This is a genomic window from Myxococcales bacterium (assembly GCA_016703425.1).
GTDB lineage: Bacteria > Myxococcota_A > Polyangia > Polyangiales > Polyangiaceae > JADJCA01.
The window spans coordinates 405,764-420,367 of record JADJCA010000009.1 but is presented as its reverse complement, the minus strand read 5'-3'; the positions used below and the strand labels follow the sequence as shown (position 1 = coordinate 420,367).

Annotated in this window: 16 protein-coding genes and 1 pseudogene; 6 read left to right on the top strand and 11 right to left on the bottom strand. The window is 67.8% G+C overall.

Annotation, left to right across the window (positions count from 1 at the left end; genetic code table 11):
- Nucleotides 1–28: 28 nt before the first annotated feature.
- The 5 genes from IPG50_19515 to IPG50_19495 are packed head-to-tail and all read right to left on the bottom strand — an operon-like array spanning nucleotide 29 to nucleotide 2,947.
- Nucleotides 29–574: a hypothetical protein gene (locus IPG50_19515; GenBank protein ID MBK6694371.1), complete on the bottom strand. Its 546-nt coding sequence runs from the start codon at nucleotides 572–574 to the stop codon at nucleotides 29–31.
- Nucleotides 571–1,335, bottom strand: a complete 765-nt coding sequence (locus IPG50_19510; GenBank protein MBK6694370.1) for a hypothetical protein — start codon at nucleotides 1,333–1,335, stop codon at nucleotides 571–573. Before IPG50_19510 ends, IPG50_19515 begins: the two co-directional genes overlap by 4 nt.
- Nucleotides 1,332–1,937 (bottom strand): sigma-70 family RNA polymerase sigma factor, encoded by a 606-nt coding sequence (locus IPG50_19505; protein ID MBK6694369.1) that lies wholly within the window; start codon nucleotides 1,935–1,937, stop codon nucleotides 1,332–1,334. The genes IPG50_19510 and IPG50_19505 overlap by 4 nt, the downstream gene beginning before the upstream one ends.
- 52 nt (nucleotides 1,938–1,989) lie before the next feature.
- Nucleotides 1,990–2,493: a hypothetical protein gene (locus tag IPG50_19500; protein ID MBK6694368.1), complete on the bottom strand. Its 504-nt coding sequence runs from the start codon at nucleotides 2,491–2,493 to the stop codon at nucleotides 1,990–1,992.
- Nucleotides 2,494–2,500: 7 nt separating this feature from the next.
- The gene (locus tag IPG50_19495) at nucleotides 2,501–2,947 is read right to left on the bottom strand and encodes a hypothetical protein (GenBank protein ID MBK6694367.1); all 447 of its coding nucleotides are present in this window, start codon (nucleotides 2,945–2,947) and stop codon (nucleotides 2,501–2,503) included.
- A 414-nt stretch (nucleotides 2,948–3,361) separates the two neighbouring features.
- Between IPG50_19495 and alr the strand changes: the two genes are divergently transcribed.
- Nucleotides 3,362–4,504 (top strand): alanine racemase, encoded by a 1,143-nt coding sequence (gene alr / locus IPG50_19490; protein MBK6694366.1) that lies wholly within the window; start codon nucleotides 3,362–3,364, stop codon nucleotides 4,502–4,504.
- Nucleotides 4,505–4,541: 37 nt separating this feature from the next.
- Here the strand turns inward: alr and IPG50_19485 are convergent, their stop codons facing one another.
- Complete coding sequence (locus IPG50_19485; protein ID MBK6694365.1) at nucleotides 4,542–5,135, bottom strand: hypothetical protein; 594 nt, start codon at nucleotides 5,133–5,135, stop codon at nucleotides 4,542–4,544.
- Nucleotides 5,136–5,339: 204 nt separating this feature from the next.
- Between IPG50_19485 and IPG50_19480 the strand changes: the two genes are divergently transcribed.
- The 5 genes and pseudogenes from IPG50_19480 to IPG50_19460 all read left to right on the top strand — a co-directional run bounded on the left by IPG50_19480 (nucleotide 5,340) and on the right by IPG50_19460 (nucleotide 11,208).
- Entirely contained in the window at nucleotides 5,340–6,092 is a 753-nt protein-coding gene (locus IPG50_19480) for an ABC transporter permease (protein ID MBK6694364.1), read from the top strand.
- Between the two features lie 965 nt (nucleotides 6,093–7,057).
- Entirely contained in the window at nucleotides 7,058–7,468 is a 411-nt protein-coding gene (locus IPG50_19475; protein MBK6694363.1) for a hypothetical protein, read from the top strand.
- A gap of 83 nt (nucleotides 7,469–7,551) precedes the next feature.
- A pseudogene (locus IPG50_19470) lies at nucleotides 7,552–7,890 on the top strand (DUF1295 domain-containing protein).
- Between the two features lie 2,215 nt (nucleotides 7,891–10,105).
- Nucleotides 10,106–10,561 (top strand): hypothetical protein, encoded by a 456-nt coding sequence (locus IPG50_19465; protein ID MBK6694362.1) that lies wholly within the window; start codon nucleotides 10,106–10,108, stop codon nucleotides 10,559–10,561.
- An 89-nt stretch (nucleotides 10,562–10,650) separates the two neighbouring features.
- A complete protein-coding gene (locus IPG50_19460; GenBank protein MBK6694361.1) occupies nucleotides 10,651–11,208 on the top strand; it encodes a hypothetical protein in 558 nt (185 codons plus the stop codon).
- 185 nt (nucleotides 11,209–11,393) lie between these two features.
- Here IPG50_19460 and IPG50_19455 read toward each other — a convergent pair whose 3' ends face one another.
- From IPG50_19455 to IPG50_19435, 5 genes are all read right to left on the bottom strand, one after another.
- Nucleotides 11,394–12,053 carry a nucleotidyl transferase AbiEii/AbiGii toxin family protein gene (locus IPG50_19455; GenBank protein ID MBK6694360.1) on the bottom strand — a complete coding sequence of 220 codons (660 nt, stop codon included), beginning with the start codon at nucleotides 12,051–12,053 and terminating at the stop codon, nucleotides 11,394–11,396.
- On the bottom strand, nucleotides 12,040–12,330 hold the full coding sequence (locus tag IPG50_19450; protein MBK6694359.1) for a hypothetical protein: 291 nt from the start codon (nucleotides 12,328–12,330) through the stop codon (nucleotides 12,040–12,042). The genes IPG50_19455 and IPG50_19450 overlap by 14 nt, the downstream gene beginning before the upstream one ends.
- A gap of 180 nt (nucleotides 12,331–12,510) precedes the next feature.
- Nucleotides 12,511–13,209, bottom strand: a complete 699-nt coding sequence (locus IPG50_19445) for a WG repeat-containing protein (protein MBK6694358.1) — start codon at nucleotides 13,207–13,209, stop codon at nucleotides 12,511–12,513.
- Between the two features lie 353 nt (nucleotides 13,210–13,562).
- A complete protein-coding gene (locus tag IPG50_19440; GenBank protein MBK6694357.1) occupies nucleotides 13,563–13,751 on the bottom strand; it encodes a hypothetical protein in 189 nt (62 codons plus the stop codon).
- A 432-nt stretch (nucleotides 13,752–14,183) separates the two neighbouring features.
- Complete coding sequence (locus tag IPG50_19435) at nucleotides 14,184–14,414, bottom strand: hypothetical protein (protein MBK6694356.1); 231 nt, start codon at nucleotides 14,412–14,414, stop codon at nucleotides 14,184–14,186.
- Between the last annotated feature and the right edge of the window lie 190 nt (nucleotides 14,415–14,604).

Genomic DNA, 14,604 nt, shown 5'->3' with positions numbered 1-14,604 from the left:
AACCCATCAAAATCGATGGGTCGAGATACTAGGGGAGGCAGCAAACGTCGGCGGGCGATGCCGGATTGTTGCAGAGGTAGCTTGACGCATCGCCCCTCTGACTGAGCGGGCAAGCCGTCGGCGCGGCGCACGTGCCGCCCGCTGCGTTGCAATCGAGCGGCGCGCAGGCCAGGCCGACGTCGCAGCCCGTCTTCGAGAACAGCCGAGCCGTTGGGCCGCCATCGCAGAGCGGGGGAGGGTTCTGGAAGACGGGGCAGTCGGGAAGGCAGCAGATGAGCGCGCTCGTGCCACAGCTCGCAGCGCTTGGGCGAAGGCAGACCGACGTGTTTGGCACGCACGACCCGCCCAGAGAAACGCAGTCTCTCTCTCCCCCATCGCCCCCGTCCACGAACGTCGGAGCAGCGTCGAGCTCCACGTCGCCGGCGCCGTCGCTGCCTCCACCTCCGCCATCAGGCAAGGTGAGGCCGCCGTCGGCGCTCTCCGCTTCTCCGATCACGAGCGCGCCGGCGCGGCACCCGCCGGCCCAGACGAGCGACAGCGACAGCGCGAGAACACTTCTGCGCCGCGGGCTCACGGTCGCGGCTCCGTGGCTGCAGGGCACGCGTCGAGGATGCGGCTTCGGTGCGGTGATTTTGGGTAGGTGCGAAGAAACGCCTGCGTCCTGGCCAAGGCGGAGGGAGCAGCCCGGAGGCAGCTCACGATCACCTCGGCCGCCAGGCGCTCTTCGACGAGCTGGCCTTTGGGATAGCGTCGTGCGTGCTCGGCGATCAGTCGCTCTGCCTCGCTCAACTCTCGGGCTCGCAGCGCGCCATCCATCGCGGCCACGAGCGGGATCTCTCCCGAGGCGGACGCGGCCGGGAGCGCCGCTGCGGCAGGCGGAGCTTTCGTGCGGACCGGCGGCGCGCTCGCGGCGACGGACGCGGCGGCGACCGATGCAGGCTCGGCCGGCGCGCTGGCCGCTAGTGCCACCTCTGGGGTGTGAGGCACGACGACGTGGGCGCTCGGCGACGAGCTCGGCGGTCCCTGCGTCGTGCTCGTCGCGGGGCCAGCTCTCCCGGCCTGGGGGGCCGCCTTCGGCCATAGAAGTGCGGCGGCGGCCAACACGAACGCCGCAAGACCGATGGGCACGGCGAACTTCGCGAACAAGGACCTTCCAACCGGTAGACCGGGCGTCGTCGCGGTCGTCGCGGTCGTCGCGACGGCGGTGCTGAAGGCCGCCGCGCCGAGCGTCGCTGCGAGCTTTGCCCGCACGCGGTCGCGGCGATCTGGCTCCGGCGTGAACGCGTCGCGTCCTCCTTCGAGGAGCCGCTTCGCGTCGTGATTCCATTCGTTCACAGCGAACTCCTTTTGCGCGCGCTCGTGGCCACCTGCGCTTGTTGATGCTCCTCGAAGGCCAGTTCGAAGGCACGTCGTGCGGCGCGGAGGCGCGTATAGATGGTGTTGATGTTCACTCCGGTCATCTCAGCCACCTCCGCCGCCGTCAGATCTTCGAGCTCGATCAGCACCAGGACTTCGCGCTTCTCGTCGTCGAGCGTGGCGAGGAGCGCCTCGACGAGGCGCGCCGTTTCGTTTCGCTCTGCCGTTTCGTTGGGAGCCGGCAACGTTGACGCGAATCGCACATCGCCGTCGTCTTGCGCAGAGAGGGGAGTGCCCTTCGCCTCCTTGCGGCGGTACCGGCGGCGATAGTCGCTCGCGACGCGCGTAACGATGCCGAGGAGCCATCGTCGAAGTGGCGTCTGACTGTTGTATTCTGCAATTTTGCGATGCAGGACCACGAAGCTGTCCTGCACTGCGTCCTCGGCGTTGGCCTCGGGGACACCAAGGCGGCGCGCGGCGCGCCACACGAACTCGAAGTGCTCCTCGTAAAGGTCCGCGAAAGACGGAGGGCGAGCGCCGATGGGCGGCATTTGCCCCTCTGTCGTCGTGCGTTCGATCACGGAGCCGTCCACTTCTCTTACCATTGGCCAAGGAGCGCGAGTTTCGTTGCTGTCAGAGGCGAAATTCCGGTCCCAGCCAGGCTTTGAGCGCCACCGGGCCCCGCTCGTGAACCGGCCCGAACGGGATAATGACAAAGGATTCCCGGCTAGTAGGCGCGGCCAGCCCGACGCCTAGGCGGAGATCGAGCCAGTCAGGCACGAGGCCAACCGCCAGAAAGGCATCGAGGCGCGCCGCCGCCACCCCCGACCGCAGCTCTTCCTGCCGCGCCACGCCTGAGGCCCGTCCCAAGATGCCCGAACCTTCCACACCCACGCAGACTCCCAGCCGCGTTCGGCCCTGGAGCACATCCGCGCACCCGCGGAGGCCCATCGCGGCGAAATCAAACGATGCACGCACCGTCTCGGACACCTGCTTCTGCTGGGACCTGGAGAGCGCCCCGTAGGCCTCCACCCGAAACCGGTGGACTTGCGCGCCCAGCGCCAGACCGAGGGTTGGGGCGAGCCCTGGCAAGGTGCCCAGGTCGAGGGCGGCCTCCGGGCGAACGGCAAGCCGCACTTGACGCTCACCTAGGCCTGCCGCGCGCGCGTCCGAGCGGGCCGGCGGCGCCGCGCCGCTGGGTGGTGGACGGGGAGGGGGGGGGGGGCGCGGGCCCGGCCTCGGGAGCGACCGGCGTGCTTGCCGCGGCCCGCGCCGAGGCAGCTTCGCGCGCTGCGTTCGCCATGGCCATTCGCACGATGACGACGGCGGAGTCCGTGAGGGCCTTGCAGTCGCGCCCCTCCAAGGCGCGTTCACCATGGGTTGCCTTGGTGTCGATCTGCAAGATGAGCCGGTAGGTTCCTGGCCCGCCGGTGATGGTGCCCTTCGCGGTTACCGGCGCGGTGTCGGCTGCGCTCTCGCGCAAGAGGGCGGCGACGGCCGCTTCTTCGGGGCAACCGCTCGGCGCCTTCCACTGGAGCGACACCGCATCGCCGGACTCGCCGCGCGCCTCACCAACGGTCGTGAGGGCCATCGCGAGTGAGATCGCAGGTGCGAGTCGCAGGCTGCGCGCCCGCGACGACGGAGGTGCGCTACGGCGAGCGTCTTTTGGGGCGCGCTCCACAACGAACCTCGGCCAACGTGCTTGCATCGGCCCCCCAGTGAATACACGAGTTCGGCGCGGCGCTCGACTCGCTCCATCGCGGGGCGAGGCGTCCGTCTGCAGGAATCTCCCGTTTTCGGGGCGCGTTCTGTATACGAAGGGGATATCGTGGAAGCCGCAAAACTACGCACATTGATGACCGACGGGCCCTCCTCCGATCCGTCCGTTCGCGCCGCTCAAAAGGCCAGCGAGACGGCCCTTGTCGCGGCAACGCCAGCGCTCGATGCGCCGCCCGCCTCGGAGCCTCGCGTGCAGAGGCCGCGCCGTGCGGCGCCCGCCGACATCGTGCGCCCCACGCGCGCCGAGGTGTTCCTCGATGCGTTGCGACACAACCTGCGCGTCGTTCGTCGGCACGCGGGTGGCGCCAAAGTGTGGGGCGTCCTCAAGGCCGACGCCTACGGTCACGGCGCACCGGCCGTCGCGCGCACCCTCGAGCGGGGCGGCATCGACGCCTTCTGCGTCGCGCTGCTCGAAGAGGGGATCGAGCTTCGCGAAGCCGGCATCCGGGCGCCCATCCTCGTGATGGGCGGCTACTACGGCGGCGCGCACGCCGAGGTCCTGGCGCGCAAGCTCGTGCCGGTCGTCTACGACCTCGGTCAAGTCGAGGCTTTCGCCCGGCTGGCGCGCGCTGGCGATGTGCCCGAGCCCATCGACGTGCACCTCAAGATCGACAGCGGCATGAGCCGCCTCGGCGTGCTCCCTCGCGAGCTCTCCGCGTTCGTCACCAAGCTGCGCGACTTCCCCGAGATCCGCGTGACGGGCCTCATGACGCACCTCGCGCAGGCTGACGCCGAGTCGGAGGCCGCGACGGCGGAGCAGCTGCGCACCTTCGACGACGCCACGGCGCTCCTCGCGTCGCTCGGGATCGTCCCCGAGGTTCGCCACGCCGCCAACACGGCGGCCGTCATGCGCGGCACCGGTCAACTCGACGCCGTTCGCGTCGGCATCGGTCTCTTCGGCTCCGCCCCGGTGCTGGGCCCCGAGCCGATGCCGGTCACGTCAGGGCGCGAGCTTCGGCCCGCGATGCGCGTGCGCACGGAGATCGTCGCCGTCCGCGACATCCAGCCCGGCGACGCCGTCGGTTACGGCGCGCTCTTTCGCGCATCGCGGCCGACTCGCATCGCCACCATCGCCATGGGCTACGCCGACGGCCTCTCGCGGCAACTCTCGAACCGTGGAGCGGTCTTGGTCCGCGGCAAGCGCGCCACCATCGTCGGCGCTGTCTCCATGGATATGGCGATGATCGACGTGACCGACCACCCCGGCGTTGCGGTGCGCGACGAGGTCGTCGTGCTCGGCAGCCAAGACGGCGTCCTCGGTCGCGACGTCATCACCTCGGAAGAGGTCGCGAGCCAGTCGGATTCGATCGCGTGGGAGGTCCTCACCTCCGTGTCGCGGCGCGTCCCGCGTTTCTACCGCGAGCCCTGACTCGGCCGGGCGCTCAGCTCGGCTCAGCCAGCGCGCCTCACTGGCAGGCGCTGGCGGGGAGCGGCGAGCACGTCTGGATGGCGAAGCCCTTGCAGCTTCCGCTTCCGCAGGAGCCGCTGCCGGCGCATTCGCCGTCGCCACGGCATGACTGCGAGAAGTCGCCGAGGCCGCAGGGGCCCGACTGGCAGAGCGAGCCCGTCGGCGTGACGCCGGAAGCGGAGAAGCAGCAGACTTCGCCGGAGCCGCAGTCGTCAGCCTCGTCGCATTGGAGCGCGACGTTGGCGCAGCTTCCCTTGTTCACGCAAGCCGGCTTTGCGCTCGCACCGGTGAGGTCGACGCAGCACTCTTGCGTGGCCGTGTCGCAGGTCGACGAGCCGCAGGAGAGCTTGCCCGGATCACAGGGTAGGCCGCCTGAGATGGCGGAGCACGGCACCGGTGCAACCGACCCTGAATCCTTCTTGGTCGCGCCCGCGTCGGTCGCGCTCGAGCCGCTATCGGTCGTCGCTGCCGCGCTCGCCTTCGCGTCCTTGCCAGCGTCCGTCAGGCTGCTGCCTGCGGGGACCGGATCGGTGGTCGAGGTGCAGCCGATCCAAGCGGCGACGAGCATCCAGGCGAGGTTGGTCTTGGGCATGAGAGGTCTCCCGAAGGGAAGGGACAAGCGGCCGAAGGGAGCGTCTATACCGGCCAGTCCCGCTAGCGTCCAGCGGAGCGGCTGATGAGACGCGAATCATAGGGCCAAGAGTCAGCTATGGTTCCGCTCGTGACGGCGGCCGCGAAGGACAAAGACCGAGACGGTGTGGTGCTCGGCGCGCTCTCGCGCGGTGTTTCTCGCATCATGGCGCCGTTTTTCGACGCCCTCGACGACATCGGAGCCACCGCGACGCTCGCCTTCCAGGCGGCGCTCTGGCTCGTGCGGCCGCCGTTTCGCGTCGCTCAGTTCATGCTCGCCCTCGACTTCATCGGCGCCGGCAGCACCTTCATCGTCTGCCTTGTCGGTCTTTTTACCGGCATGGCGTTCACCGTCAGCAGCATCGTCGGTTTTCGCCAGTTCTCCGCCGAGAGCATGGTCGGCGGCGTCGTGGCCTTGGCGCTCGCGCGCGAGCTGGCGCCGGTGCTGGCGGCGGTGGTCGTGACGGCGCGAGCCGGCAGCACGATGGCGAGCGAGCTCGGCAACATGCGGGTCACCGAACAGATCGACGCCATCACGACGATGGGCGTGAGCCCCGTTCAATACCTGGTGGTGCCGCGGGTTGTGGCGACGACCCTGATGCTGCCGCTCTTGGGCGTCCTCTTTTGGCTCGCAGGCATGGGCGGCGCGTACGTCGTGGCGGTCACGTGGCAGGGCATCGATCCTGGCATCTTCCAAGACAAGGTCCGCCAGTTCTTGGAGCCGGCCGACCTGCGTATGTTGGCGGTGAAGAGCTTCGTCTTCGGCCTCATCGTGAGCGTCATCTGCTGCAAGAAGGGCTTCTACGCATCGGGCGGCGCGCGCGGCGTCGGCGAAGCGACAGCCAAGGCTGTGGTCTCGAGCATCGTGGCGATCTTCGCCGCCGACTACATGCTGACGACGGTGCTGACGGAGTTCTGAGGCTTCCCGCGTGCGCCTCCTTGGCTGCGCTCGCCCTCGTCACGGGAACTAAATCAGTCACGCGCCTGCGCGCGGTCGGAAGATGGGCTTCCGGCTCTCGACGCGCTCGAGCAGCTGGGAGATCGCCTCGTCCGGTCCGTCTTCGCACATGCTGCGTAGGTCGTCGGTGAAGCCTTCCGCGAGCGCCTCTTCGGCAGCGTCGTCGGAAAGCTCGAGCGGCTCCAGGCCGTTGCCAGCGGAAGTCGCGTAATCCTGGACGACGAAATACGGGGTCTCGAGCGCCGCGGATCCACATGGACTGACACTCGTTGTTTACGCCGAAGACGCCGTCGCGCACGCGCACGTTACCGCCGACGATCACGTCCGCGGACGCGAGCAGCAGGTCCGCTTGGACGTCGCCGGCGACGAGGAGCCAGTTCTCGATGTTGCAAACGAGAGGGCCGCGCACGACGAGGTTGCCGGCGACCGCTGGCGGTAGTTCGTTGGCGACGCCGTCGAGAACGACGTCCTCGCCGATCCCGGCGTGACGTGCGAGACACGCAAGCACGAAACACTCGAACGGACCCTTTCCGCCGCCCACGCGCAGGACGCCCGCGAGATCCTCCGGCTGCTCCGTTTCGACCTCTGCCACGAGAGCCGCGAGGGCCGAGGGATCTTGGACGTAGCGCTGGCCGGCGAAGCTGGAGGCAACCCACTCGAGCTCCGAGCGATCGAACGTTGAAAGAGCGCTCCGGAGCTTTGCGATCATGAGCGGACGCTATGTCGCTCCTTTTGGCGCGTCAAACGGGCGTGCGAGCGGAGCGCCAACGTCGGTCCGGCTTCCAGTCCAGTTGAAACCCAGAGTCCAGGTTCGTCTATCGAGCGCTACGTCCACTTCTCTTCCGGGGCGGATACCCTCTGAAACGTCTTCTCTCATCGGGTATGCCAAGTCGCTCGGCCGGAGTTGAAGAGTTCAAGGAATGCTCATGGATACCGATGCACTCCGCAAGCAACTGGAGGTTCAGGCTTCGAGCCCGACGCTCGATCAAGAGGTACTCGGAGCATTGGTGGCCCAAGTGGCCGGCAACCCCGCCGGGGTTGCCCTCTTGCCGGAGCTCTTCAAGATCCTTGAGACGCATCCAGACGATGACTTCGGGATGCCCGGTCCTCTCGTGCATGCCGCGGAGAAGTTCATGGGCGAGGGATACGAAGAGGCGCTGGTCGATTCCGTGCAGCGGTCGCCGAACTTCTACAACCTCTGGATGCTGAATCGGGTGATCAACGGCGTCAGTGGACAAGAAAGGGCTCGCCTTCTACCGCTGATGCAGGCCGTCGCGGCACGTACAGACGTCAAGCCGGCGATCTGCAAGATGGCTACCGACTTCCTCAAGCCGTGACGCCCCAGCCGCATCCGGAGCAACCATCAGCGACCACTTTTCGGAACCGGGCCGTCGCCGTCATATGCTCGCTCCGATGACAAACCGTCGCCGACGCGCAACTAACGCGATTTCGAGGCGATCCAGCGAATCGAGATCGCGTCATGAACAAGGGACTCTTCCGCCTATCGCGACACCCCAACTGTTTCGGCGAGACGCTCGTCGCGTGGAGCTTCTGGTTGACGGCGCTCGACGCGGGCTCCACCGGCCTCCTCACGGTGTTCGCGCCGGTCCTGATGACGTGGCTCCTGCTCCGCGTCTCGGGCGTCACGATGCTTGACGAACACCTGCGGGCCACGAAGCCTGGGTATGTAGAATACATGGCTAGGACGTCGGCCTTCGTCCCCTGGCCGCGAAGGCGTGTTCCGCGCGGGCCGCAATAGGCGTCCTCGTTGAACACGCAACACGAGGTGGCCGCGGGGCACTTCGTATTGCCGCGCACACGCTCTCGCGGACCCCAGCGGCGCTCTGTTTGGCGGAACAGAAGGCGATCGAAGAGGCGTGCGAGGCGATTGCCGAGCGGAACCCCGAGCGTTCGTACCCGGCACGGCAGCCGAGATCGATGCTGGAGGCGCTTCGCGGAGCCGTCAGCGATACCTCACGCTTGCGTATCAACGGTCCGGCAAGGTGTCTGCGCGGCGAGCGCGCCGTGGAGCGGGCTCTCTCTGCTTCAGCCGAACGGATGGCCCCGCGGCCGCGCGAGCCCCGCTTCACCGCGTCCCGCCTTGCGGGTCATCAAGGTGAGGGGAAACTCGCGGTCGTACCAACGTTCAGCTCATGCCGATCCGCTCCATCACCGCGCCGGAGGCGCGATTCGCCGGCTCAGACGCGGCGCGGGCTCGGGGGCGCCTGGCGTGTCGAAGGCGAAGGCCGCCGTCGCTTCCGAAGCCAGACCCCTGTCGCCACCGGTCGGGGCGCAGCCGATAGCCGAGCCGGCGCTTGGGCTTCTGGACGGAGAGGTCTCGGTGGCGGAGCGAGCGCGCATCACTACTGCTCGAAGCAGTAGAGACGAGCGCGGGCGTAGCAGGGAGCGACGGCGTCGGAACCGCTCAGGGAGAGATCGCTCACGGCGGCCGACCACTCGTTGGCCTTCGTGCAATCGCCCATGGTGCCCTGAGGGGCGGGAGGCGCCGTGGCGGAACTAGCCCAACTGCCGCCCTTGGGGTCCTCACATCCCTTGGTGAACGAGCCGAGTCGCGTTCCGGTCCAAACGCCGCCTTCTGCAGTCTTTGACGACGCGCTCCGAGCTCATCGAGGATCGATCGCGTGCGATAGCGTTCCACCCAATTCGGCGACAGAAGCGACTGCCAGCGTGCCGTCGAGCAGGTGCCACGGACTCATGTCGGCGATCCGGGAGGTGGCGTGGACGGTCACACCGCCGACGACCCCCGACAGGAAAGCTTCCAGTTGCCGCCGAGGCGTCCGGCTGTTGCTGCGGCTTGGCAGAGCTTGTCGGCTCCGCTGACCCCGTCGGGTGCGTTGCCTGCCTGTTGCAAGTTGCCGTCGAACCTCGCCGAGGTGACGAAGAGCCGCTTGTGTGGAGCGCTCGCCGCATCGGCTCGCGAGGAGGCGGTCGTCTGCGGCGCGGCATCTGGCTGCGCGCTACCTTCACCTGGGCCGACGTCGCCTGTTCCGCTGGGAGGAGGGGCTTCGCCCGCCCCGCCACTGCAGGCCAGCGACGCGAGACCGACGCCCAGGAGCACGACCAACACTAGCTGTCGCCCCACCGCTCTGCTCGGTCGTCCCGGCCGAGGGCGCCCCTTCGAGCACGCACTTCGAAGCGTGACGGTCATTCACGCCGGCCTGAGCCACCACCCGACGGCGATCCGGGTGCTCGCCAAGCCACTTGGCTCGCACGGGCAGCGGCGCATCGCGCGCGCCGCCCTTCGTGACGTCGCCCGTCGTCCTCGTTTCGCTCCTCGTTGATGCCCGAATAGGTGAACCGGTGCCCCACCCCAGACGGTGACGTCGAAGGCCGGCCTTGATCGGTGCACCTTGCACCGATGCCGCCAGCCCGTGCACGCCGTTGTCGCAGCCGCAGCCGCCCTCTTGGTCGCTTCATCGCCCGTCACGCCTTCAGGCTGCGGATGTAGCCGAGGTCGACGAGATCTTTCGGTCGGCCTGCCGCGCGCTTGGCGCGCTCCAAATCGTCTAGGGTCAGGACCAGCATCTTCGTGTCGTCGATGGCGAGCTCGCTCGACGCGGCGTCGACGTGTTCGTTCTGTCGGTCTCGCGCGTAGGCGATGTCGAGTCTTCGGTTGCGCGCTGGACGCCTCGCGCGATGAGCGCAACGCCACCGATGACCGAGAACCCGACCTCGTGTTCAGCGAGCTGGGCGAGGAGGTCTCGGAGCTTCATTTGCGCGGGCCTTCCTTACCTCCACCGCAAGGGCGGACATCTCCTCCAACCAAATGATCCGCTCCGTCGGCGTCTTCTGCATCGACGCGCGAAGCAGCGCTTGGTCGATGTCACGAGCGAAGAGCTCGGCGAGGATGTCGAAGCACGTCGGCGGCACGGAGGGATGTCAGCACGACGGTCGCGACCTCGCCGTCGCGCAGGCGACTAGCGGCCGGCGCCGGATATGTCACGATTGTCAGCGTGAGCGATCTCTACGCCCTCTTGCGAATCTCTGAGACGGCGTCGGCGGAAGAGATCCTCGCGATGCGGCGGCAGCTCCTCGTCGAGCGTCACCGAGCCGATGTCTTGGCCGTCGGCCATCGCCTCCGTGAAGCCCAGCGCGCCATCGACATTCTCAGCGACCCCGAGAGACGAGCGGCCTACGACGCGGAGCGGCGGCGCAGCGCGCGTCGCGAGGGTGAGGGGCGTCTCCTCGTCGGCGCGATCCACGAGGCGGCGGTCCACGCGGAGCGCATCGGCCAAGCGGCCGTCGCGACCAACAGAGACGCCGTCGAGCGGCTCACGGCACTGCACGACGATACCGCGTCACGCGAGGTGACCCGTGCGAGGCGGCGAGCGCTGCTCATCGCCGCGGCGCGAGCCCTCTTGATCTTCGGCGCCGCGACGTTGGCCTTCTGGCTCGGCCGTTCGAAGTAGAGGCGAACGCCTAGAGCGATCAAGCTCCGCCGGTGACGAAACGATCGACGAACGCGAGCGCCGGTGGCGTGCGCACAGAGAGGGGCGCCATGTACGCTCGCGGAGTGTCCCGCCCGAGCCTCGCTCCGTACCGCTCGGCGCCGGATGGCTTTGGGCCGCTCCACGTCGAGCTGGCCCCCTACGGGCTTGGTCTCCTCGGTGCGTACGTGATGCCCGGCACCCTCGTCGTGGTCGCGGCTGGCCCCGGGCTTGTCGCGGCCATCATCTGGCGCGAGACGCAAGCGATCGGCGCGCTCCTCGTCGCGGTGGGGCTCCTCACGCTCGGCGTGACGCTCGCCATCGTCGCGATTGTGCGCGCACCGAGTCGCCGTGCGCGCGTGCGCTTCTACGAACGGGGCCTCGAGTTCGACGATGGGCGGCGACGCGTTCAGCGATGCCGGTACACGGACATCGTGGAAGTCCGTCGAATCGAGGGCGTGCGGGATCGTGAGGCCACCTTGGAGATCGAGCTCGCGGACGGGCGCATCGTCGTGCCGGCGATCTTCGACCACAAGACCGTTCAGGGGCGCCTCGCCGTCGCCCGCCGGCATCGGCGCCTCACGGGCGGGGACGGAAGCGCCGTGGATCTCAATTCGGAAGGAACCTGAAGGCGTGGACAGCGTCGCCCGCCCCGTCGGACCCGTCATGAAGAACGACGTCGTAGTGCTCGGCGAGCCTTTGTCGCGAGCCGCGCGATCGCGGCCAAGAATGTCGGGCAACACGAGGTCCTCGCGATCGGCTGCGACCGCGAGGAGCCACAGCGCCCGCGTGCCGCTCACCGCTGCAGGGGTCGTCAGCGGGAGCCCGAGGGGTGGGCGGCGCGACGTAGTCGGATGACGAGCTCGTCGATGAACGCGCGCAGCTCTGCGGGGGTCACGCCCGCGGGCAGCGAGGCGGTGTCGGGAATGCGGACTTCGGAGAGAAGCCAGGCCAACGTCGCCGGTGTTGCTCCGCCATCCTTCGCAAGCGCCGCGGGGAGCGCATCTTCCACCCGAAGCCCCGCACGCTCGAGGCAGAGGACGTCGACCAGGTCGCGCTCCTCCATCCTTCCGACAATCGCCGTCAGCTTGTTTGCGAGGATCTCGTCGGGTGGATCCACGAGGATGTCCCCGACGCGAGACTTCACGACGTGGAGCTGCCGACCGCGCTCCAGGACGGTATCGATCACCAGCGCATCATCTCCACGAACGAACGCGTAACGGCGAAATCCGGGCCCGTCCTGCCTGACCTCCACGGTCGCATGCAACGCCTCCGCGGCTGCGTCGATGACGAATCGCGTGCGCTGAAACGCTTCGGCGTCCACCGTGAAGAGGTCCAGGTCGTCGGTCGGCCGGTGGCCGAGGTGGTAACCGGCAAGCGCGGCACCTCCGGTGAGGAAGAGCGTGTCGCCGGAGCGCGCGAAGATGGCGGCGAGAGCCTCTCGTTGGAACGCGCTCAGCTTAGAGGAGACCATCTGTGCGCCACCCCTCGATCAGAAACGTCCAAAACGGCCCGCGTCTGCCCAGCCGTCGGGTGAGTCGGGGAAGAGCCTCCGCGACGTCCGAGGGCGTGACGAAGGACCAGACGTCGGTGTCGCGCGCCTCGCGCAGCATCTTCCCGAGGAGGCGATCTCGCTTGTCTGCATCGCTCCCACGGAGTGCATCGCGCAGGTCGGCGACGCTCACGTCCTCGTCCCACAGGAAGTATGGGCGTCGCTCTTCTTGTCGAAGGTCGAACGTCAGCGGCCGCATCCCCTTCATTCTGCCACAACGGCAGGGGACCGCTGCTGTTCTGAAGACGCCTCTAGGGCCTGCCGAACTCAGGGCGGGCAGGCGGACCGCGCTCCTCGAAGCGCTCGAAGCCTTCGCGTTCGATGTAGGCCGATTCGTCCCAACGTCGACGACGAGCAGACGTGTCACTGATTCACGGATTCAAGGCGCCTTGCCGAGCACGCGGCCGCTGCGGTCGATCCGCAGACGCTCTGTCCCACGCTCGACGATGGCGGTCTCACCTTCGAAGCGTTCGACGAACGACCACTCGAGCGCGATGACCTCGCGCCCCGAGCGATCGACGTAGCCCCATTTGCCGCCTTTGTACGTGTCGTGTTCGTCGCCGCGACCGCGCTTGCAGCCATTGCAAACGGGCACTCGGTCGCCGCACATCGCGTCCGCAAAATCCCAGCGGGGCTCGATGACCACTCTTCCACGATCGTCGATAAAGCCGACCTTCTTGTTCTTGATGATGCGAGCGACCCCGCTCACGAAGTAGTCGGGGCCGTTGTCGTATAGGACCGCTTCGGTGATGGCGCCGGTTTTGGTCACGAACACCGCGCGATCTTTCGGCGCCTCGACCCCGCCCGCCACGCCGCCCGGCAGAAACCCGGAGAGATACCGAAAACGCGGCGAGAGCACGATCTTGCCGCTGGCGTCTTTGAGGCCGACAAGACCCTCGTTGTTCGCGAACGTCGAAAGCCCTTGGGACGCTTCCTCGAACGGGGGAAACATCGTGGTCGCACAGGAGGGACCGCCGTCGTCGCTGCCCGCCGGCGGCGACGCGACCGAGGCGTCGACGACCGCGCGCGACGCGGCGCCAAGGCTTTCGCCGCCGTCGGGCTTCGAGGCGGAGGCCATGGCGGGAGGCGCGGCTGCCGGTACGGGCCCCCGCGTCGACGAGTCCGAACCGCAGGCAACGAACGACACCGCAGCCCAGAGCGAGAGCACGATCCGAGAACCCACCGCGCCAAGCACCACGCCACGAGCGTAGCGCGGGCGGCCACGCTCCTGTGCGACCGCGGGGACCTTCGCGAACATTCGAAAGGTCGGTTCACGGCGAACGGAGCGCACGATTGAAGACCTCCGACAGGTTGTGTTTGCAGCGCGTGGCCAAAGCTCGCGATGCGCATGCGCGCGCGATCACACCGTGGCAAGTGAGCGGGCCAGCCATCGCTGCGTTCGGTGTGCAGCGCCCGGTGTCCCTCAAGCGCCTAGCTCGGTCCCTGGGGTATGCCTTCGAAGGGCAAGCGGTGCACGCGAGCGTTTTCGAACATGGTCGAGAAGAATTGCAGGAGCGACGGGGCCGGGCCCAACAGCTTGCCAGAGTGGTTGACGACGAAGACCTTCTCCCCAGCCAAGAACGCGAGGATGCCGCCTCCATCGTCGACCAAGAATGGCACCGCGTCGTCGGTCGACAGCGTCGACCCGGCCGCGGCGAGCTCGGCAGCTCCTGCTTCCAGTGCGCCAGCTCGGTGGGCGCCAGAACCGAGAAGCGCGCCGGGCCGCCCTCTGTTGGGAAGTGAATGTTGCCGTGTCCGACCTCGCTCAGAAGCGTTTGGTAGTCGCGTGGAAGGGCCTCGACCTCGGCCGCGCCGAGGCGTTTGAACCCGTCGATGCCTTCTGCGTACTCGGATTCCTCGACCGAGGTGATGAACCCCTCTTCGAGCATGAACGGCACGTACCGCTCACGATAGAAATCAGCGTGCTGTGCAAAGACGTCCCCGAGTGTTTGCATGCGAGCGGCCTCCAAGAGCCTCCGCGAGCATCCGCCGGATTGGCACGTCGCGCAACGGTCGATTCGGACGCCGCGCGAATCGTTAACGCCGCCGACCTCAGGGCGGGCAGGCGGACCGCGCCGACGCGCTGTACGCGCTGATGTACGCGTTGCACGTCGTCGCGTCGTGCGTCCCGCAGTAGCAAGCGGGCCCGCCCGTGGACTGGTATTCAAAGCAACAGTTTCCGACCGACGTGCACGTCAGGCTCGGGTACGAAAGGCTGTCGGTCGTCACGAGGCAGAAGCACGTGCTGCTGTTGGTGCATCGCCACGTGGACGCCGCGCACACGCCCGCGCTGCAACCGCCCGAGCACGCTTGTTTTAAACCTTCACGGTTGCCGCAGCTGTCGTACCAATACGCGTCGCCGCCGTAACACTGGCTGGAGGCATGTGTACTGCAGGCGTTGCACGTGGCGCCTACGCAGCCGTTTGCGCATGCCTGCTTCAGAGCCTCACGCTTGCCGCAACTGTCAAACCAA